This is a genomic window from Synechococcus sp. W55.1, from assembly GCF_047461655.1.
Lineage (GTDB): Bacteria > Cyanobacteriota > Cyanobacteriia > Thermostichales > Thermostichaceae > Thermostichus.
In genome coordinates, this window is the sequence record NZ_JANSHN010000035.1 from 1 (window position 1) to 19,670 (window position 19,670).

Here is a 19,670-nt window from a genome sequence, read left to right on the forward strand (position 1 = left end):
CCACCCCTATTAAACCCAAGCAGGGCAAGGAATGCAAGACCCATTTGCGAGGGATCCGGAAAAAAGTCGGCAAAAAGAGCTGCGGCGAGGGGGTTTTGGGGCTGGAAAGCCTTGTGGCGCAAGGCATCGAGGGATCCGACGAAAGAATCGGCCTTTGCGGCTTTTGGCGGATCGCTCGCGGAGGCGTTGATACCGTTTGGGTGTTGTCTTGGAAACAAGGGTGAGTACCCGAGCCTCAACCGGAGTTTGCGGGGCTTGGCGATTGCCCAAGGCGTGCCCCCTAGCCGCGGGTGTAGCCGGCTGGGGGATGAAAGCAGATACGATGTTTTCAACTTTTCACAGTCGGAGAAATCTCATGAAAAAGTGGATTGCCTCGGCTACAACCCTACTCTGCTGTGTGCTTGTCCTGGTTTTGTTTTGGCCCCATGTTACCTCTGCCCAGGGGCAGACTCTCAACCTCTACATCTGGTCAGAATACATCGATCCCGACATCCTCACCGCCTTTGAAAAAGCCACCAATAGCCGCGTGCTGGTCAGCGTGTACGAATCCAACGAAGACATGGTGGCCAAACTGCGGGGGGGAGGCACCAGCCAGTACGACATTGTTGTTCCTACCGACTACATTGTGCCCAACATGTTGGAGCTGGGACTGCTGCAGCCTCTCAACAAAGAATTGATCCCCAACCTAAGCAACCTGGGCGAAAAATTTGTCGGCCTGCCCTTTGATCCAGAAAACACCTACACCGCCGCCTATCAGTGGGGCACCACCGGCATTGGCTACCGCAAAGACCGCCTGCCCGAAAACTTTGAACGCTCTTGGGGATTGATTTTCGACCCGCAGCAGCAGTATGGCCCCTTTGTGATGATCGACGAGATGCGCTCCATGATCGGCGCTGCTGCCGTTTACCTGGGCTTCGATATGAACACCACCGTTCGCTCCGAACTGCAGCAGATCCAGCAGCTTTTGATCGACACCAAGCGCCGCAGTGCCGGCCTAATTGGGGGTGTGGGGGGCAAAAACCAACTGGTTTCTGGAACGGCCAATGTAGCCATCGTCTACAGCGGCGATGCCCTGCAAGCTGCCGAAGAAAACCCCAACATCGGCTATTTTGTCCCCCGCGAGGGTGCCCACATTTGGCTGGATGTAATGGCCATTCCCGCCCAGGCCCCCAACCCCGAGCTGGCCAATCGCTTCATCAATTTCATCCTGGATGCTGAAGTCGGCGCTCAACTGAGCAACCACAACCGCTTCGCCACCCCTAACGCTGCGGCGCTGCCGATGATCAACCCAGAAGATCTGCAGAACCCGGCCATCTACCCTGACGAAGAGGCCCTTGCCAAACTCACCTACCTTAAAGTGCTGTCAGGGGAAGAGCTGCGCCTCATCGACGCCCTCTGGACAACCGTGAAAAGCAGCTAGGGATCCCTTGTTAGCTCTCGACACAAAACTTGACAATTTTTAATATCTGAGCCACATTAAAGATGTCACCCGTTGATGGAGCTAAAACCATGGAGAACCAAGAAGCTAAGTTCGGCTTCACTACCTTCGCCGAAAAGTGGAACGGCCGTTTGGCAATGCTGGGCTTTGTGATCGGCGTTGCGACCGAGTTGCTGACCGGCCAAGGGATCCTCTCTCAAATTGGCCTGATGTAATCCCAGTAGACCCAAGACACTGCTGTAGATCTTTGCTGTAGATCTTTACAGGCCTGGCTGCGGCCAGGCTTTTGCATCGCTTCCGAATGCAACAGGCATGAAAATTTCTGCTGCATTGCTTCCTAACTCCCCTCTCTCTGGGAGAGGGGGTGGCCGCGGAAGCGGCGCCGAGCCTTTGGAATCTATCCTTCCAGATCTCGCAAGTACTGGCGGATATCAGCCAAGATGCGTTCTAGGTCTTCTGGGGCTTGCAGAGCCCGTGCCCATTCATGATCACCTTGGGATCCCTGCTGGGCCAGCGCTACCCCCAAGTGCTCCAGCTCGCGAACCACTTGGCAAAAAGCGTTGGCTCCCACATTGGAGCTGGCTCCTTTGAGGCGATGGGCGATCCGCCGCATTCCTTCTGCATTGCAACCGGCAATAGCTTGGCGCAATTGCGGCAGCTGGTCTTCACAATCTTGGATGAACACCTGCAGCAGCTCCCGCTGAAACCCGCGATCCCCGCCGGAAACCTGATCCAGGTAGGCAGAGTCGATGGGATAGGGCAAGGTGGGAGAAGAGGGATCCCTGTCCCTACCGGGGGAGCTTGGAGAAGCTGCTTTAGAAGCGGATCCATTGGAGGATCCTGCTGCAGACTGGGCAATCACCTGGCTCCAGTGGTTGAGCAACCTTTGCAAATCTTCCTTCAGCACCGGCTTGCTGAGATAGTCGTCCATACCTGCCTGCAGGCAGCGCTCCCTATCCTCCTGCATGGCGTTGGCCGTGATGGCAATCACCACTGTGCGGTGGCCGGATCTCCGTTCCTGTTGGCGTAGGCGGCGGGTGGCCTCGTAGCCGTCCATCACCGGCATTTGGCAATCCATGAGAATAAGGTCATATCTGACCTGCTGCAGGAGATCCAATACCTCCTGACCATTGGCCACCACATCGGCCTTGTAGCCCAAACTCTCGAGCTGGCGCAAAGCCACCTTTTGGTTGACGGGGTTATCCTCTGCCAGCAAAATGCGCAGCGATTGACGGGGACGATCCTCCCTAGGGGTCGTCTGAGGGAGGACGGGACTCATTCCCAAGAGCGAAGTGGATAAACCAGAAGATTTCCCCAGGGCCATGACCAGCGCTTCCTGCAGACGGCTTTGTTTTACCGGCTTAACCAAGTAGGCGGCAAAGCCAATTTCAGCAGCGCGGCGGGAGTGCTCCCCCAGTCCCAGGGAGGTCATCATCACCAGTTGCGTCTCGGCCAGTTGCGGATCTGCCTTGATCCAGCGGCCCAAGGTCTCCCCATCCACCTCTGGCATTTGCATATCCAAAACGACCAGGGGGAAGGGTCTGCCTTCCCGAACGGCTTGGCGTAGCTTGTCCATGGCCTGATAGGCATCCTCGGCCTCTTCCACCACCATTCCCCAAGCCGCGGCCTGACAGCGCAGGATCTTGCGATTGGTGGCATTGTCGTCCACCACCAACAGCCGCTTGCCCTGCAAATCCACCGGGACACGAGCAGAAGGCTGGGAAAGCTGCTGGGCATAGGGCTGCCGCTCCAGGGTCAGCTCAACGCTGAAGGTGCTGCCCTGCCCCTCTTGGCTGTGCACCGAGATGGTTCCCTCCATCAGTTCTGTCAGTTGTTTGCAGATGGCCAAGCCCAGTCCCGTACCTCCGTATTTGCGGGTAGTAGAGGCATCCACCTGGCTAAACGGTTGAAACAGCTTGCTCTGCGCCGCCGCCGGGATCCCGATCCCGGTATCTCTCACCGAGAGCTTGAGGTGGACATGGGTAGCGGTTTCTTGCAGCACCTCCGCTTGGATCACCACCTCTCCTCGGTGGGTGAACTTAATGGCGTTGCTTACCAAATTGTTGAGGATTTGCCGTAGTCGCGAGGCATCTCCCCGCAGGTAGCGCGGCACTTCCGGTGGCATGAGCACCGCCAGCTCCAATCCCTTGGCGTGGGCAGTGGGGGCAAACAGATCCGCCACCTCTTCCAGACACGAGCGGAGATCGAAATCCAGGATCTCCAGCTCCATTTCCCCGGCCTCCAATTTGGAGAAGTCCAGGATGTCGTTGATGAGGGTGAGCAGCGCATCGCCGCTGACGCGGATGGTCTCTACAAAGTCCCGCTGTTCTGCATTGAGGGGGGTCTCCAGCAGCAGGCCCGTCATCCCCAACACCGCGTTCATGGGGGTGCGGATCTCGTGGCTCATGGTGGCTAAGAAGCTGCTTTTGGCCTGTGCAGCCTGCTCTGCTGCTTTGCGGGCCTGCTCCAGCTCCAAGCTGCGCTTTCTCTCCCGTTCCAAAAGGGCTGCCTGGGTGAGGGCAATGCCAATTTGGTTGGCCAACTGCGACAGCAGCTCCATCTCAAACGGCTGCCACTGACGGGGCCCGGAGCACTGGTGGGCCAGCAACAACCCCCACAACTGCTGCTCCAAAAACAGCGGCACCACCAAGTTGGCCCTGACCTGCATTTTTTGCAGCAGCTCTAGGTAACAAGGCTCCAGTCCTTCACTTTCCACATCGCTAACAACGCGAACGCGGCCCTGGCTGTAGAGCTGGGCGTACTTTTCCTGAAAACAGGGATCCTCGATCACCTCTCCCATCAAGGAGGGGATCCCCGGCTGAGTTTTCTCGTTGGAGATGATCCCAGAACCATCCGGCTGGAAGCGGTAGACCAAGACTCGGTCGGCTTTGAGCAGGGCTTGGATTTCTGTTACCGCCGTCTCTAGGATCTCGGCGATATCCAAAGATTCGCGGATCTTCAAGCTGAGATTGGCTAGCAACTGAGCCCGGCGGTTTTGCCGCTCCAATTCCTCTGCCGCTTTCTTCTGCTCAGTAATGTTGCGGAAGATGCCTCGCGTAGCCACCATTACCCTATCTTCAAAGCGGCAGTTGACATTGCCCTCCACCCAAACGGTTTCACCGCTGGCCGTGAGGAAAGCTGTCTCTACTCTCTCTACTTTCTCCCCCGATAGAAGCTTCTGGAAAAGAGCCTGGCAGTGCTCCCGGCAGTCGGGATGGAGAATGTCGAAGAGGGTCATCTGATAGACCTGAGCTTCGTCATAGCCCAAGGTCTCTTTCCAAGCGCGGTTGACATATAAAAAGTGCCCTTCAGCATCCACGCTCTGGATGAGGTCGCTGGCATTTTCAAAGAGATCCCGGTAGCGCTCTTCACTTTCTTTCAAGGCCAGCTCCGCCAGCTTGCGGTCGGTGATGTCGATGCCGGTGCCCATGACAAACTCCACCTCGCCGGCAGCGTTGATTAGGGCGGTGTTAGACCAAGAAATAAGCCGCAGTGCCCCCTGCTTGCTGCGCCAAAAATTCTCATGGCGATTCAAAAAGAGGGAATGATTGCCCTTGAGCTGTTCAAAAGCTTGCTTTACACTGGGCACGTCCTCCGGTGGGATCAAACCTAAGTCCCATAGCAGCCGGCCCTTGACCTCTGCCAGCGAGTAGCCAGAAAGCTGCTCGGCAGCGCGGTTGAAGCGCAGGATACGCCCTTCTGGATCCATGACCACCACCAGCGCCCCTGCTGTATCAATAACCGCGTTGGTAAAATCTCGCTCTTGCTTGAGGGATCGTTCTGCCTCTTCTCGCTCGGCAGTCTCCCGGCGGATGAGGAAGTAAACCGAGGCCAAAACCAGGTAAGTAAAAATGAGCCCGCCAAAAGCAATGAGATTGGTTCTAACCCAGGCAAACTGAAATTCCTGGCTGCGTTGCTGCAGAAGGCGATTTTCCTCCTGCTGGAGCACCAGGATCAAATCGGCAATTTGCTCCACCAACCTTGGCCCTTCGCTGCTTTCCAGGGCTTCCTGGGTGGCGAGTAGCCCCTCTTGCTCCAGCAGCAGCTCTAGGCGCTTCAGACGCTCCTGTTGCAGGGGGTTGTCGACAGTCAGTTCCTGCAGCAGGCGCAGACGGGTAGAGATTGCTTCAAGGCTGTCTTGGTACTCACCGAGGTAGCGAGGATTATCGGTCAGAAGATAGCCACGTTTACCGGCTTCGGCGGCGCGGGTTTCCGCCAGCAATCCTTCCAAGTTTTGGATCACTTTTAGAGTGTGGGCCACTCGTTCTGTAAGCTGCGGCAGTTGAGAGGCATTCCGCTGAGCTGAGTAGGTGATCCCGCCCAAAAGCAAGGCAGCCAGGCCAAAACCGGCGGTAACTTTGAGGAGAAAGCGGTTTTTGCGGGCAGGTTTAGTATCCCCCGACTTAGGCAGCAGAGGCGTCTGAGCCAGTTCCCTCAAAGTACGGCGCAGCTCCAACTGAGCTACTACCTGATGGGCCAGAGCCTTGAGCTGCTCCAATTGCTCCGGCCTAAGCTGCCGAGGCTGATAATCGACAACGCAAAGCGTGCCTAAGGCTTGCCCTTCTGGAGTTACCAGAGGGATGCCAGCATAGAAGCGGATGTGGGGCTCTTGCGTAACAAGCGGGTTGTCGGCAAAGCGCGGATCCTGAGTGGCATCGGGCACCACCAGCGGCTCTTTAGGCGACAAGATGGCGTGGGCGCAGAAGGCCACATCCCGTGGGGTCTCCTGCACATCGACGCCGAATTTGGCTTTAAACCACTGGCGGTGTTCGTCGATAAGGCTGACCAGAGCAATGGGCGTGCCGCAGATGTGGGCAGCCAGCCGCACGAGTTCGTCAAAGCTGTTCTCAGGAGCGGTGTCCAAAATCTGATACTGCCGCAGGGCAGCCAGCCGTTGCTCCTCATTGGGGGGGAGGGGGGCCTTAGGCATAGGTCAAACTAAGCGGAGAGAAAGGGATCCCGATCCACCGATCTCGGAGGTCGATAGTCTCAAGGTAAAAGAGGTAACCCCAGCATAACTTCCAAGCCTCTCCACCGGAAGCTACAGGGATCCGATCCCCAAACCAGCTTCCCGTTGGTTCAGTTCGCTACATTTTCACCACGCCTGCGTCAGCTACTCTAGCTCCTGCAAACGAGCCAAAATAAGGGTCTGAGCCGTGGCCCGTCCAGAGCCGCCGCGGGCAGAAGGGAAAAAAAAAGACTTACCGGATCCCAGTTTCAGTATTTATACTGATGTCAAAGATGAGAAAGCTCAATAAGCTTCCTCTAATGCATTTGGTTTCACTTACCCTATAAATAATCAAATCCTAACATTTTTAAGCAAGCTTCGAGTTGAAATTTCTCAACGGAAGACTTACTATAGAGCGACGAGCTTTGTAAAGGGGGAATACTCTCAGTCATGCAAAAACTCCAAGACAGTTTGGTAAAAGCTCTGAGCATCGATGGAGCACTGGGGATAGCGCTGGGGGATTGGAAAACTGGGATGTGCTTGGGATATAAGGGCACCAACAGCCCCGCTTTTCCTGAAGCTAACTTGGAGCTGGCAATCGCCGGAAACACAGAAGTGATTCGCGCTAAGATGCGAGTCGCGGAGTCACTTAAGTTCACCGACAGAATTGAAGAGATTTTAATCATCCTGGAAACTCAGTACCATCTAATGCGTATGCTTAAAACCATAAACGGCCTATTTTTCTACCTAGCCTTAGACCGAGAAAAAGGGAACTTAGCTCTTGCCCGCATTAAACTCAGTCAAATTGAGAGCGAATTGACCCTCTAAGGGCAACTTGAAAGAGATGAAGCATCACGGCGAGCAGGGAGTCTAATTTGGCCGTGGAGCTACACCCCCAATACTTATCCTTGGCCGACAGGGCATGTCGGCATAGCTTAACCTAAGTGTTGAAGGAAAGAGAGTGCGGAACCGGGGACTTGAACCCCGAAGGCATTGCTGCCACTAGAACCTGAATCTAGCGCGTCTACCATTCCGCCAGTTCCGCGGCGATCTACAAGTGTGCCCAAAGCAGGGGATCCCTGTCAAGGCTCCTGAGAGGTCTGGAGTGTTGGGAAGAGGGGATCCTCGTTGACGGCTCTATCTGTGCTAAGCTCTGCTGCGCACCAGATGAAAGCTGATCAACGCTGACCTTGGCCGACTTTACCTTTACTTGTGAGGGCACTTGCCCCCACACTCAAGCGCGGGCAGGATACTTCGTCACCCCCCACGGTGGGATCCCAACCCCTTGCTTTATGCCGGTGGGAACTTTGGCCAACGTGAAAACCCTCACCCCGGCCCAGCTCAAGGAGACAGGTGCCCACATCATCCTCAGCAACACCTATCATCTCTACCTGCAACCTGGCGAAAGCATCATTCAGGCGGCAGGGGGGCTACACCGCTTTATGGGCTGGTCGGGCCCCATCCTTACCGACTCAGGGGGCTTCCAGGTCTTCAGCCTCAGCGCCATTCGCCAAATCAACGAGGAGGGAGTGACGTTCCGCTCGCCCCGCGATGGCCGAACGATCCACTTCACCCCAGAGCTATCCATCCAGATTCAAAACGCCCTGGGGGCCGACATCATCATGGCCTTCGACGAGTGCCCGCCCTATCCTGCCAGCCCTGAGGCGGTGGCGGCAGCAGTGCGGCGAACCACCCAATGGCTGAAGCGCTGCGTGGAGGCCCATCGTCGTTCGGATCAGGCTTTGTTTGGCATTGTGCAGGGGGGAGTTTACCCTGAGCTGCGTCGGCGGGCGGTGGAAGAGGTTTGTCGGTTGGATCTGCCAGGCTATGCCATTGGCGGGGTGAGTGTGGGGGAGCCGGTCGAGTTTATGCACGCCGTTGTGCGGCAAACGGCCCCTCTGCTGCCGGCAGATCGCCCCCGTTATCTCATGGGGGTGGGCACCTATGCAGAAATGCGGGCCGCTGTGGCCGCCGGAGTGGACTTGTTTGACTGCGTGATCCCCACCCGCTATGCCCGCCATGGCACAGTGATCAGCCGGGGCAAACGCTGGAACATCAAAAATGCCGAACACCGCCGCAGCCTGGATCCCATCGATCCCGACTGTCCCTGCTACACCTGCCGCCACTTCAGCCGAGCCTACTTGTGTCACCTCATCCGCGCGCAAGAGATCCTGGGCTACACTCTGCTCTCCATCCACAACATCACAGAGCTGATGCGCTACACCCAGAAGATGCGTCAGGCCATCTTGGAAGGCCAATTTCATGAGCACTGGGATCCCTGGAGCTAAGCCGGTCAGGAGATTTCTCTGGAAATATCCGATCCATCCTAGTTCACTAGATACTCCAATATCCCGTGTATATACTTAAATTATCCCATGTAGCCGCAGGAAGGAGTCAGATCATGGCTATCCGAACCCTCAGCAGCGTGATTGAACAGCACATTGCCGGCCTTCCGGGCTTGATTGCTGTTTTGATAGGGCGGGCCACTGATGGTGCTACAGTAGCCAAAGTAACCTACGTCAGCGATTCCCAAGAGGAGCAGGCGCTAGAACTTTTGGGCACCTATGCCAGCGACCTTGTTCAGGCCAGCAGTCGTCTATGCCAGATTGTCAGCTCTGACCAAGAGGCGGACTACCTTTTGGCCGGCACTTCGGCGTTGCGGGTTGTCATCAAAGCGTTTCCCAAAAGCCCCTACTTTGTTTGGAGAGCCGGTTATCTTCCACTGCCATCACTACAACCTCTTCCTGCAGCAGACCATCGAAGATCCCGACTGGATCGATGGAGTGGGAATTCTGCGCACGGCAGCCCAGGAGATCTTTTACAGTCTTCTGTACGGAGCTTTCAAGGCTCTTGGCATTCAGGAGACCCAAGAGCGCCTGGCAGTGGCAGCTCAGATCTTCAGTTTTTTAGGATTTGGGCGGCTGGCGTTTGAGGTGACACCTTCAGGCGGGGAAGTGCAGCTTACCCATTCTCACTATGCAGAAGGTTGGCTGAGCAAGTACGGAGAGCAGGTCAGCCGCACGCGCCCGATTGACCACTTGGCGGTGGGCTATGTGGCGGCAGCTCTGGATGCCACTTTTGGCGAGCTGGGAAGCTACGGGGCAGAAGAAACGGAGTGTATGGCCGTTACCCGTAAGGATCACTGCGTGATCCAGGCCACTCGGCTGCCAAAGCCTCAGTCGCTGACTCCCAGTCCAGGGATGGGCAAGTTGATCGAGCAGCCGCTCCAGTTCCCCCGGCCCACAACAGCAGTGGACTACGATGCGGTCAACGAAGCTCTGTGGGGCCTGCCTTTGGCCGGAGATGATCAGGGGCAGATTCGCGCCTTTAACGTGTTGCTAACGCGCATGCCTGCCAACTACTACAACCGCATTCAGTATCGCTTTTTACAGGAGCTGAAGGCGGTGCAGGCTGAGCTGATGGGGGTGGGGGAAGCTCTCATCCGCGAGTCGGGGCATGTTTGTGTCTTCTACACCTTCGGCAACATCATGGAATCGGTGGAGTGGGAAACCCTGGTGGGGCCGATGCTGGAGAAGGACACGGACTGGATCCACGGCGGCTATGCGGTGGCCAGCAGCCTGGGGTGGGGTCGCTGGCAGGCTTTGGAGGTGGTGAGTGGCCAGTCTTGCCGGGTGGCCATTGATGGCAACTACGAAGCCAACTACTTTTTGGCTTCCTACCCACGGGCAGAAGATCCCGCCTGCTATTTTGCTCAAGGGGCGGTGCCGGCGATGATGAATCTGGTCTACAACGGCAACATCCAGCAGAAGCCGGTTTTGGATCAAGTCTTCTACAACCGCCTCTTCCAGCGGGGTGGGCTCTTCCACGGCCAGGAGACCAAGGCCAGAGAGAAGGGGGATCCCTGGTGCGAGTTTTACGCCGAGCGGATGTAGGGATCCATGCAGGTGCGTATCCTCAGGCGGCGGGAGTGTGGAGCGGGGTGGGCCACTGACCTGCTGCTGCCGCGCTGCCTTGCCTGGTCGGAGGTAGAGGCTCTGGCCCAGGAATGGAGGGCTGCCTGTCGCTGTTTTCAAGGGCAACTGGTGTGGCTGGATCTGCCCTCAGGCCGGATTACGGCTTCACTGCGGGTGCCCCGCCTAACGTTGCGACTCCACGATGCCAACGCTGAGGCGCAGATCTTAAATCGTTTGCAGCAGTTGGCCAAGTCTTCTGGTTCCCAGACAGAGGGAAGTTAAGGGCAAAACGAGAAGTTTAGCTTGGCACCGACATTTTGCGGCAGACTATCGACCAATGCAGGATCGACTTTCCAGGAGTGCCATGCGCCCACCAAGTTCGAGCCTGCTGAGGAACTGGGAGCCGCGTTCATACTCGCTCATAGTCATAATGTATGCAGCATGCATGCAGCTCGGTACCTACCTTGCCATAGCAAAGAGGGCGCTCCAGTCGCGGTTGGGAACGCCGGGCTTGGCGATGATCTCAAGGATGCGATTTTGGGCAGCGGGCTGGAATAAACTTTCGACGGCTACTTGGGCTACTTTCGTGCGGGGGATGCTGCCGTCAAAGAGGGTATCCGCCTTGGACAGGACAATACCGTCGTTATTATCCTGATTTTTCAGGCCCCCCGGTCGAACGATGGTGTAGGTGAGGCCGCTTTTTTGCAGGTATTCTTCTGCGCGTTTTTTCCACACCAAAATCAGCCAAAACAAATTGAGGGGGTGGAACAACTGAGACACGCACAGAGAAGAAATCAAAACAAAGTGTTGGATCCCTTTGGCTTTGGCCACATCGACCAGGTTCTTGGTGCCTTCATAGTCGACTCGGTAGGGCTGAAAGGGATCCCAACTGGGCCTGGCCCCGGTGGCACAGAGCACCACCGTGCATCCTTCCATGCCTGTCTCCAGCGTGGCCGGATCCAGCACATCCCCCACCACCACTTCCGCTTCGGGGGGCAAAACCCGAGCGGCCAGCTCATGGCTGCGCACCAGCGCCCGTACCGGGATGTCGCGGCCCACCAACTCTTTGACAATGCGGCGTCCGGTTTCTCCTGTAGCCCCTGCAACAAAAGCCTGCATAAGTTTCTCCTGCAAAGCTGTTTATACCCGGTGTAGCTGTTTGAGGATTTGCAGTGGCCCCATAAGCCATTATCTTCCCAAAATCGGCCTCAGGTTCCCTCTTTTCCATGACAGGATGGTAGGGATCCCGCCCCCCGGTGCATCAGATGGTTGCCCAAGCTGCTCCTACTGCCTACGAGGCCCAAACCCAAGCTCTTGCCCAATCTCTGTTCGCCTCTCTTTCGGGAGAGAAGAGATCCCTGCTGGCCCAGTGGCGGGATCAACTGCGCTGGGAGGACAAGCTGCTGGCCTGGGCGATGGAGAACCCCCACCTGCGCACCCAGTTGTTCCGCTTGATCGATGTCTTGCCCAGCTTGAAAAGCAAGACTGAGGTGGCCCGCCATTTGCAGGAGTATCTTTCAGATCCGGCGGTGGAGTTGCCGGGGATGCTGAAAAGCCTGCTCAACTTTGCAGACCCCGACTCCCTGCCAGGACAATTGGCTGCCACCACCCTAACCGCTGCTGTGGAAGTCTTGGCCCGTCGCTACATTGCCGGAGAAACTCTACAGCAAGTCAGCAAAACTCTGGAAGCTTTGCACCGGCAGGGTATGGCTTTCACCCTGGATTTGCTGGGGGAAGCCGTCATCACCGAAGCGGAAGCCCAATCCTACCTGGATCGCTATCTGCAGGTGATGGAGCATTTGGCAAAGATGGTCAAAACCTGGCCACAACCGCAGCCTGTGCCGCAAGTGTCGGTAAAGCTGACAGCCTTCTATTCCCAGTTCGATCCCATCGATCCCCTGGGGGCCAAAGCCAAAGTGGGGGAACGGATTCGCATCCTGTTGCGCCGGGCAGAAGCTCTGGGAGTCGGGATCCATTTCGACATGGAGCAGTACCGCTACAAATCCCTCACCCTGGCCATTTTGCAGGAGCTGCTGCTGGAGCCGGAGTTCCGAGGCCGCACCGACGTTGGCCTGACGCTGCAGGCCTACCTGCGGGATAGCTACACCGATCTGCAAAACCTGATCGCCTGGGCCAAAGAGCGGGGATCCCCGGTGACGGTGCGCTTGGTCAAGGGGGCCTACTGGGATCAAGAGACCATCCTGGCGGCGCAAAAGCACTGGCCACAGCCGGTTTACAACAGCAAGTCTGCTACCGACGCCAACTTCGAGCGCATGACCCAGCTTTTGTTGGAGCACCACACCCATCTCCACGCCGCCATCGCCAGCCACAATGTGCGCTCTCAGGCCAAAGCCATCGCCATTGCCCAAGCCCTGGAGGTGCCCCAGTCTGCTTTTGAACTGCAGGTGCTCTATGGCATGGCCGATCCCCTGGCCAAGGCCTTGGTGCAGAAGGGACAGCGGGTGCGGGTGTACTGCCCCTACGGGGAGCTGCTGCCGGGTATGGCCTACCTGATCCGGCGTTTGCTGGAAAACACCGCCAACACCTCTTTCCTGCGGCAAAGCGTTCAGGGCTACAACCCCGAGCAGCTGTTGGCCCCGCCGGTCTTGGACGAGGGATCCGTTTTCCAGGCTCCTTCTCTCTCGTTTGCCGCCGCTCCCGATACGGATTTCAGCCAGCCCCAGCAGCGGGATCCCTTTTTTCAGGCATTGGACGAGATCCGGCCTCAACTGGGTCAGAGGGTTCAGCCCTGGATTGCCGGAGAATATCGCCCCACTCGACAAGCGATGCTCTCCCTCAACCCTGCGGATCCTGAACAGGTGGTGGCGGAAATTGGGTTGACCGAGCCGGAACAGGTGGAGCAAGCCTTGGCAGCGGCCCAAGCCAGCTTCCCCAGCTGGAGGCGCACCCCCGTTGCCGTGAGGGCGGGGATCCTGCGGCGGGTGGCGGAGCAAATCGAAGCCCAGCGGGCGGAGCTGGCTGCCTGGATGGTGCTGGAGGTGGGCAAGCCCATTGCCCAGGCCGATGGGGAAGTTTCCGAGGCCATCGATTTTTGCCGCTACTACGCCCAACAGATGGAGGCTCTGGAGCGGGGACGGGAGTGCAACCTGCCCGGCGAAACCAACCATTACCACTACCAGCCCCGCGGTGTGGCGGTGGTGATCGCCCCCTGGAACTTCCCCCTCTCCATCCCCTGTGGCATGACAGCGGCGGCTTTGGTGGCCGGAAACTGCGTGCTCCTCAAACCGGCGGAGCAATCTTCGCTGATCGCCGCCAAACTGGCGGAGTTTATCCTCAAGGCCCTTGCCGAAGCTGGGATCCCGGAGGGTGTCTTTCAATTCCTGCCGGGGGTGGGCGAAGCCATTGGCCCCCTGTTGGTTCAAGACTGGCGGGTGCACCTGATTGCCTTCACCGGATCCCAGGCGGTGGGTTGCCAGATCCTCGCCCAAGCCGCGCAACTGCAGCCGGGCCAGCACCACATCAAACGGGTCATTGCCGAGATGGGGGGCAAAAACGCCATCATTGTGGACGAAAGCGCCGACCTGGATCAGGCGGTCAAAGGAGTGGTCAACTCCGCCTTTGGCTACAGTGGCCAGAAATGCTCCGCCTGCTCGCGGGCGATCGTTTTGCAGTCCATTCACGACCTGTTCTTGGGGCGGCTCATCGAGGCGGTGCGCTCTTTAAATGTGGGGGATCCAGCCCACCCCAGCACCCAAGTTGGCCCGGTCATCGATGCAGAGGCCCAAGCTCGCCTGCAACAGGCCATTCAATCGGCTAAGGCTGATGCCCGCCTCGACCTCAGCCTGCCCGTGCCGGAAAAAGGCTACTTCGTCGGCCCCACTGTGTTCAGCCAGGTGGATCCCCAGTCAGAGCTGGCGCAGCGGGAGCTGTTTGGCCCGGTTTTGGCGGTGATCTCAGCGCCGGACTTTTCTTCTGCTCTGCAGATGGCCAATGCCACCCCCTACGCCCTCACCGGCGGTCTCTACAGCCGCACCCCTTCCCACATTCAACAGGCTCGCCAGGACTTTGCCGTCGGCAACCTCTACATCAACCGCGAGATCACCGGGGCGTTGGTGGAGCGGCAGCCCTTCGGCGGCTTCAAGCTCTCCGGCGTGGGATCCAAAGCCGGCGGCCCCGACTACCTGCTGCAATTTTTAGAGCCGCGCACCGTAACCGAAAACACGCAACGGCAGGGCTTTGCTCCCATCGAGGGATCCTGAGGATAGGGCTTGGGAAAGCTCATTGGACAGGCTTGGCCACATCCCCAACCTTGAAGCCTGCCCCGCTGAGAATGCGTCCCACACTGGAGCTGTCATCCACCTCCGTCAGTTGGACCTGTCCGGCTGGCTCAGTCAATTTGCGCAAGACTGTCCCCGTGGCCGGATCCTTCACCTCGCGGACGACGCGCTCCACAGAAAGAATCAATCCCACCCGATAGCCATCGCGGCTGCCCTTGTTCAGGATCACCTGGTTGCCGTAGACATCCGCCACCAAGGCATCCACCGTTGGCAAGGAGCGGGGCTGAGCTGCCAAGCGTCCGGCAAACCCCACCAACTGTCCGGCAATTTGCTCCACCGCCTGTTGGGTTGCCAAAACCAACAGCTTCTCTTCGTTGCTGGTGGCGGATCCCCCCCCAAAGCCGGCGACCGTGACCGTGCTATCGGATTGGCTGACATTGCCCCGGCCCTCGACCACGGCCAAGATCTCGGCAGTGCTGGTGCTCACCAAGCGGGCATTCAGCTGCACGTTGGCATCGGCATCCACCGACTCAGCCCCCACCGCCAGCGGGAAGCTGCCAAAGGGGGTCAAGACCGGCGCCCCACCCCCGGAACGACGCACCGACACATCAAATTGGGTCACACTGCCGAGGATCACAGCATCGACCCCCAGGATCCGGCCTACCTGAGCAGCGGTATTGGCATCCAGCCGCCCGGATAGACCCAGGTTCTGCTCGGCCAAGATCGCGTCCAGCCGCGAGCGCTCGATGACGGAAAAGGTGCCATCTTTCACCAACCGATCCACCAACAGATCGCTCACCCCCCGCGAAGCCTCGCGGATGCTGTAGGGATTGCTGAGGCTGCTGAAATCAAAGTCCAAGACCGCAATCCGAGGACGGGATGTGGGTTGCGGCGCTTGTCCCACCTGTCTGGGGGCAGAGAGGGTGCAGCGAATGTCTTGGGGAAATTGCTGGCAGAGGGCTGGATTGGCGGATTGGGCCACCACCGGGATCCCCGTCCAACTGAGGCTCACCAGAGGGATCCCGAACAGCAAGATGGAAGAGAGGTTGCGCATGGTTGAGCGATCTCCTAAATCTGAGGGGGGCCACATTTCACTCACAGCCTGCATCCAAAAGAGCTTCAGGGCGGTGACCGATATCACCTGGCGGCTAAGGGTTAAGGATCCCGGCATCGCCTGTTCCCAGCAGATGTCCCATACTCTAGCGGCTACAGGGCTGTTGGGAAAATGGATTGAGAAGATTTGCACAGAAGAGTTGACAGATCTCAACTCTGTTGAGCCGAGATGCTCGCCCTCTTTCAGTCAAGCGCTGATAGGCCACTTGCCTGGATAAAGCTGGGATCGGCGGTGCAAGCTAGGACTCCGCCGCTGACGCGATCAGTGCTAGCCTAGTAAGGCTGTATTCTTGTACAAGCTATGCCTGTTCCCAAGAAGAAAACCTCTAAAGCCCGCAGTCGCAGGCGCTACGCCGTCTGGCTTGGCAAAGCAAAGCTACAGGCCCAGCGAGCCATGACCATTGGGCGGTCGATTTTGAGCGGTCGCAACACCGGCTTCTACTACCCCAAAGCCAAGTCCGAAGAAGAGGAAGAAGAATAAAGCTCTATTGAGGCTTGCTGCGGGGATCCCGGCGGCTGCACGAGTAATACACTGGATTAAGGTCTAGCTCCCTGGAGAAGCGCTCTGCTGACCCTACCGTCTCGCTTATCCATTAGCCTGCATGCGCTCGTTGACCTCCCTCACCTACTACCAACGGTTGGGCCTGTCTCCAGGGGCGTCTCCTGAGGCCATCCGGCGGGCTTATCGGCAGTTGAGCAAACGCTACCATCCCGATACTTCTCCCCTGGCCCCGGAAGTGGCCATTCGCTGCTTTCAAGAGTTGCAGGAGGCCTACCTTGTCCTCAGCAACCCGACGAAACGGGCCATCTACGATGCCAGCTTACGGGCGGTGACTGCCAACACGGGATCTCTGAGCATGACGGGATCCCTTGGTTCCGATTCTCTAGAGCTGCGTATGGAAACCCGCCCACTTTCGGCTGGCGAGCTGTGTGCCCTGCTGCTGATGGGATCCACCCTGGTTGTGTGTTTGGTGTTGGCAGGTGTCCTCGCTTGGCTGCGAGAGAGTGGGGCAAGCTGATTCTGTGGGCACTCCCCACCGTCTTGGTACGGCATTGGGACGGAGTTCTCGGATTCTGTATCAGGAGTGCTTGAATGAACATAGGCCGTTGACTCTGTGTTGGACTGCTTTTCTCAAATCTCGCCTCTCAAATCTCGCCATGCCTTTGCCCCCCGCAACTACGCCCCTGTATAATCACCCCCTCCACATCATCGAACGCTGGCTAGAGGATCAGGGCTGCACCCGCGACCCTCAAGATGTGGAGCAATGGTTTTGCGAGCGGCCTGGCTGGAAAGCCATTTTGCGTCTGGAAGAAACCAGCATTTGGGTGCGATACACCTACCCAGACGGCAACACGAAAACTTTATCTTTTCCCTATTCCCTCAGCCGGCAGGATGTAGAGCAGGCCATTTTTGAAAGTTAGCCGAGCCATGCGCGTTCTTCAGTTGCCCGCCCTGCGCGATAACTATATCTATCTGCTCTACGATTCTGACACCGCGACAGCAGCCGTGGTGGATCCGGCAGTGGCCGAGCCTGTGCTGGAAAAGCTGACCGAGCTGGGGGCGGAGCTGGTGGCCATTTTCAACACGCACCACCATCACGACCATGTGGGGGGAAATCGGCAGCTTTTGGCCCGCTATCCTCAGGCTGCCGTCTATGCCGGCGAGGCGGATCGGGGGCGGATCCCCGGCCAGACGGTGGAGCTGCGGGCGGGAGCAACAGTGGAATTCGCGGGCCGGCAAGCAACGGTGCTGTTTGTGCCCGGCCATACCCGGGGTCACATTGCCTATTACTTTCCCGAGAGTGGGGATCTCTTCTGTGGCGATACCCTGTTTGCCGGGGGATGCGGGCGGCTGTTTGAAGGCACGCCGGAGCAGATGGTGGGATCCCTGGATCAACTGCGCCAGTTGCCTGAACCGACGCGGGTGTGGTGTGCCCACGAATACACCCTCAACAACCTCAGGTTTGCCCTGACGGTGGATGGGGGAAATCCCGACCTGCAGGCCCGTTACCAAAAGGTGGCCGCCCTGCGCCAATCGGGATCCCCAACAGTACCCAGCACTATGGGCGAGGAGCGACGCACCAACCCCTTCTTGCGCTGGGATCAGCCGGCTCTGCAAGCTGCCACCGGGCTCCAGGATCCGGTGCGGGTCTTCGCTCGCCTGCGCGGTATGAAGGATCAGTTCTGAAAATCGGGTTCTGACAAAAGCTCCTGGAGGTGGCCCAAAACCTGAGGGGATGGTGCTCCTCACCACTAGCACAAACGAAACCCCCGAAGAGCTGCACCGTAATCTGGTGCAGGGGCTTTTCATCAGCCCACCTCGGCCTGCCTCCTGGACACTAGAGCCAGCAGGATAGCCGCCCCCAGCCCTTGAGTGACTACCGAAAAGAGCACTAAGCCAGTCAGGGAGAAATCGTAAAGCACCCCCATCAGGGCGCTGCCCACAAACCAAGCCAATCCATAGACACTGGTAAACAGGCCAAAGGCAAAGCCCCTCGTCTCGGGAGCTACCATACCGGCCACCGCCGCCTTCATGATGGATTCTTGGGCCCCCAAACCAATTCCCCAGAGCACCATGCCCAGCACCGTCAGAGCATAGGTACCGGAAAAGGCCAGCGGCGCAAATCCAGCCGATACCGCCACCGCTCCCAGCAAGCTCCACAGCCCCACGCGGTCGAACAGCCAGCCACATCCCAGGGCGGCCAGGGCATCCACCCCCATAGCCAGGGCATACAGCAAAGGGATCCCTGCTCCATCGCTTCCCGACTGTCGTTGCAGATGGAAAGCAATGAGGGGAAAATCGGCAAACCCCATGGCCACACAGGCTGCCGCCAGCAGATACAGCCAGAAAACTCTGGGCAAGCCTTTTGCCGAGGTCATCTCCGGCTCCGGCTCGAAGTCTCGTGGGCTGGGATAGAGCCATTGCGCCAGCCCCAAAACCCCCAGTCCTATTGCCGCCGGGATCCCCAAGGCCAAAAACCCACCCCGGAAGCCATAGCCGACTTTCAGAACTGCCGCCACCAACAGCGGCCCCCCCACCGCCCCAATCTGATCTAGGGTCTCGTGCAGGCCAAACCCCAAGCCCCGACCCACCTGCAGGGCTGCATGAGAAAGCAACACGTCCCGCGGCGGGGTGCGGATCCCTTTGCCCGTCCGCTCGGCCAGCAACAGCAAAGCAGCCCAAGGCCAACTGCCCGCCCAGGCCAAAGCCGGGATCACCGCCGTGTTGATGACATAGCCCAAGGTGGTGAGCTGCCAGTGCCCCCGACTGCGGTGCAAGGGATCCCTGCTCAGCCGGTCGCTCCAATAGCCCACCCCCAACCGCAAGCCATAGGCCAATAGCTCCCCCCCGCCGGCCACCAGGCCCACCACTGTGCCGCTGGCCCCTAGGGATCCCAAAAAAGCCCCAGAAATGCTGCGTGCCCCTTCATAGGTGGCGTCAGCGCACAAGCTCACAATGCCGAGGAGGAGAATAAAGCGCCAGGCAGAGGGAGACATAGTCAGCAACCGCTTGGTCGAGGCTGGCCAAATAGCTGGAGAAAGGGACAGGAGCTGCTCGCTCCCAAGAGGGCTCCCTATCTAGCAGCTCTAGCTACAGAGTAGCCGAGGGAGGTTCTCAAATCTTGCAAGTCCATCAAGGTCTTGCACTCCTTGCCCTGTCTAGGTTTAATAGGAGCGGGTGATGTTTTCCTCCAAGAACTCCTGCCCGAAGGAGCCAAGAAATGGCCAACAAAAGGATGGCTTTGAAGTTAATTTTCAACCTTTTGGGTAGCTGCCTAATCTCAATGGCCGTTGCAGGGGCAAGTACGACAATAGATAAACGGGCAATCTTAAATGCCGAATATCTCATAGCCACTCTGGATGGAGTAGAGCGGATTCGTTTTCAGAACGGAGAGTATCAACGAGGTTCTAGGTCGTGTTGATCTTATGTTAGGATAGAGGGAATAATTTATAGAGGAAAGAGGATGAAGTTGGTTTTTTTAGATGAAAACAAATGGCAGAAGATATTGGCTTTTTTA

General features: G+C 57.9%; 16 protein-coding genes and 1 tRNA gene. 12 read left to right on the forward strand and 5 right to left on the reverse strand.

From position 1 onward, the window contains the following. From NW816_RS13450 to NW816_RS13460, 3 genes are all read left to right on the forward strand, one after another. On the forward strand, positions 1-224 hold a 224-nt coding region (locus NW816_RS13450; protein ID WP_414409483.1), incomplete at its 5' end, for a hypothetical protein. A gap of 131 nt (positions 225-355) precedes the next feature. Beyond that, a complete protein-coding gene (locus tag NW816_RS13455; protein WP_414409484.1) occupies positions 356-1,420 on the forward strand; it encodes a spermidine/putrescine ABC transporter substrate-binding protein in 1,065 nt (354 codons plus the stop codon). A gap of 62 nt (positions 1,421-1,482) precedes the next feature. After that, positions 1,483-1,653: a chlorophyll a/b-binding protein gene (locus NW816_RS13460; protein WP_414331192.1), complete on the forward strand. Its 171-nt coding sequence runs from the start codon at positions 1,483-1,485 to the stop codon at positions 1,651-1,653. Positions 1,654-1,835: 182 nt separating this feature from the next. Here NW816_RS13460 and NW816_RS13465 read toward each other — a convergent pair whose 3' ends face one another. Continuing rightward, the gene (locus NW816_RS13465; protein WP_414409485.1) at positions 1,836-6,368 is read right to left on the reverse strand and encodes a GAF domain-containing protein; all 4,533 of its coding nucleotides are present in this window, start codon (positions 6,366-6,368) and stop codon (positions 1,836-1,838) included. 468 nt (positions 6,369-6,836) lie between these two features. Here NW816_RS13465 and NW816_RS13470 point away from each other — a divergent pair, with 468 nt between their 5' ends. Further along, positions 6,837-7,214: a hypothetical protein gene (locus NW816_RS13470; RefSeq protein ID WP_414409486.1), complete on the forward strand. Its 378-nt coding sequence runs from the start codon at positions 6,837-6,839 to the stop codon at positions 7,212-7,214. 134 nt (positions 7,215-7,348) lie between these two features. Here the strand turns inward: NW816_RS13470 and NW816_RS13475 are convergent. Then, positions 7,349-7,431 (reverse strand) — tRNA-Leu (locus NW816_RS13475). Positions 7,432-7,570: 139 nt separating this feature from the next. Between NW816_RS13475 and tgt the strand changes: the two genes are divergently transcribed. From tgt to NW816_RS13490, 3 genes are all read left to right on the forward strand, one after another. Beyond that, entirely contained in the window at positions 7,571-8,674 is a 1,104-nt protein-coding gene (gene tgt, locus NW816_RS13480; protein ID WP_414409494.1) for a tRNA guanosine(34) transglycosylase Tgt, read from the forward strand. 375 nt (positions 8,675-9,049) lie between these two features. Continuing rightward, on the forward strand, positions 9,050-10,279 hold the full coding sequence (locus tag NW816_RS13485) for a hypothetical protein (RefSeq protein ID WP_414409487.1): 1,230 nt from the start codon (positions 9,050-9,052) through the stop codon (positions 10,277-10,279). 6 nt (positions 10,280-10,285) lie between these two features. Then, positions 10,286-10,582, forward strand: coding sequence for a hypothetical protein (locus tag NW816_RS13490; RefSeq protein ID WP_414329837.1), 297 nt, complete (start codon positions 10,286-10,288; stop codon positions 10,580-10,582). Positions 10,583-10,759: 177 nt separating this feature from the next. Here the strand turns inward: NW816_RS13490 and NW816_RS13495 are convergent, their stop codons facing one another. Further along, the gene (locus tag NW816_RS13495; RefSeq protein ID WP_414409488.1) at positions 10,760-11,419 is read right to left on the reverse strand and encodes an SDR family oxidoreductase; all 660 of its coding nucleotides are present in this window, start codon (positions 11,417-11,419) and stop codon (positions 10,760-10,762) included. A 146-nt stretch (positions 11,420-11,565) separates the two neighbouring features. Between NW816_RS13495 and pruA the strand changes: the two genes are divergently transcribed. Next, positions 11,566-14,520, forward strand: a complete 2,955-nt coding sequence (gene pruA / locus NW816_RS13500) for an L-glutamate gamma-semialdehyde dehydrogenase (RefSeq protein ID WP_414409489.1) — start codon at positions 11,566-11,568, stop codon at positions 14,518-14,520. A gap of 19 nt (positions 14,521-14,539) precedes the next feature. Here pruA and NW816_RS13505 read toward each other — a convergent pair whose 3' ends face one another. Beyond that, entirely contained in the window at positions 14,540-15,592 is a 1,053-nt protein-coding gene (locus NW816_RS13505) for a CsgG/HfaB family protein (protein ID WP_414409490.1), read from the reverse strand. A 360-nt stretch (positions 15,593-15,952) separates the two neighbouring features. Here NW816_RS13505 and NW816_RS13510 point away from each other — a divergent pair, with 360 nt between their 5' ends. From NW816_RS13510 to gloB, 4 genes are all read left to right on the forward strand, one after another. Then, the gene (locus NW816_RS13510) at positions 15,953-16,132 is read left to right on the forward strand and encodes a 50S ribosomal protein L32 (protein WP_414357881.1); all 180 of its coding nucleotides are present in this window, start codon (positions 15,953-15,955) and stop codon (positions 16,130-16,132) included. Between the two features lie 121 nt (positions 16,133-16,253). Beyond that, on the forward strand, positions 16,254-16,670 hold the full coding sequence (locus NW816_RS13515; RefSeq protein WP_414409491.1) for a J domain-containing protein: 417 nt from the start codon (positions 16,254-16,256) through the stop codon (positions 16,668-16,670). A gap of 139 nt (positions 16,671-16,809) precedes the next feature. Then, positions 16,810-17,073 (forward strand): DUF3143 domain-containing protein, encoded by a 264-nt coding sequence (locus NW816_RS13520; protein WP_414351177.1) that lies wholly within the window; start codon positions 16,810-16,812, stop codon positions 17,071-17,073. A gap of 7 nt (positions 17,074-17,080) precedes the next feature. Next, positions 17,081-17,839: a hydroxyacylglutathione hydrolase gene (gene gloB, locus NW816_RS13525; protein ID WP_414409492.1), complete on the forward strand. Its 759-nt coding sequence runs from the start codon at positions 17,081-17,083 to the stop codon at positions 17,837-17,839. 122 nt (positions 17,840-17,961) lie between these two features. On the opposite strand, the gene NW816_RS13530 is transcribed toward gloB, so the two are convergent. Then, on the reverse strand, positions 17,962-19,149 hold the full coding sequence (locus tag NW816_RS13530) for an MFS transporter (protein ID WP_414409493.1): 1,188 nt from the start codon (positions 19,147-19,149) through the stop codon (positions 17,962-17,964). Positions 19,150-19,670: the final 521 nt, after the last annotated feature.

Excerpts from the sequence above, each read along its gene's own strand:
- pruA (WP_414409489.1), top strand. The coding sequence starts at position 11,566 with ATGGTTGCCCAAGCTGCTCCTACTGCCTACGAGGCCCAAACCCAAGCT.
- gloB (WP_414409492.1), top strand. The coding sequence starts at position 17,081 with ATGCGCGTTCTTCAGTTGCCCGCCCTGCGCGATAACTATATCTATCTG.
- NW816_RS13515 (WP_414409491.1), top strand. The coding sequence starts at position 16,254 with ATGCGCTCGTTGACCTCCCTCACCTACTACCAACGGTTGGGCCTGTCT.
- NW816_RS13495 (WP_414409488.1), bottom strand. The coding sequence starts at position 11,419 with ATGCAGGCTTTTGTTGCAGGGGCTACAGGAGAAACCGGACGCCGCATT.
- NW816_RS13460 (WP_414331192.1), top strand. The coding sequence starts at position 1,483 with ATGTCACCCGTTGATGGAGCTAAAACCATGGAGAACCAAGAAGCTAAG.
- NW816_RS13505 (WP_414409490.1), bottom strand. The coding sequence starts at position 15,592 with ATGCGCAACCTCTCTTCCATCTTGCTGTTCGGGATCCCTCTGGTGAGC.
- NW816_RS13455 (WP_414409484.1), top strand. The coding sequence starts at position 356 with ATGAAAAAGTGGATTGCCTCGGCTACAACCCTACTCTGCTGTGTGCTT.
- NW816_RS13510 (WP_414357881.1), top strand. The coding sequence starts at position 15,953 with ATGCCTGTTCCCAAGAAGAAAACCTCTAAAGCCCGCAGTCGCAGGCGC.
- NW816_RS13520 (WP_414351177.1), top strand. The coding sequence starts at position 16,810 with ATGCCTTTGCCCCCCGCAACTACGCCCCTGTATAATCACCCCCTCCAC.
- NW816_RS13490 (WP_414329837.1), top strand. The coding sequence starts at position 10,286 with ATGCAGGTGCGTATCCTCAGGCGGCGGGAGTGTGGAGCGGGGTGGGCC.
- NW816_RS13465 (WP_414409485.1), bottom strand. The coding sequence starts at position 6,368 with ATGCCTAAGGCCCCCCTCCCCCCCAATGAGGAGCAACGGCTGGCTGCC.
- NW816_RS13530 (WP_414409493.1), bottom strand. The coding sequence starts at position 19,149 with ATGTCTCCCTCTGCCTGGCGCTTTATTCTCCTCCTCGGCATTGTGAGC.
- NW816_RS13470 (WP_414409486.1), top strand. The coding sequence starts at position 6,837 with ATGCAAAAACTCCAAGACAGTTTGGTAAAAGCTCTGAGCATCGATGGA.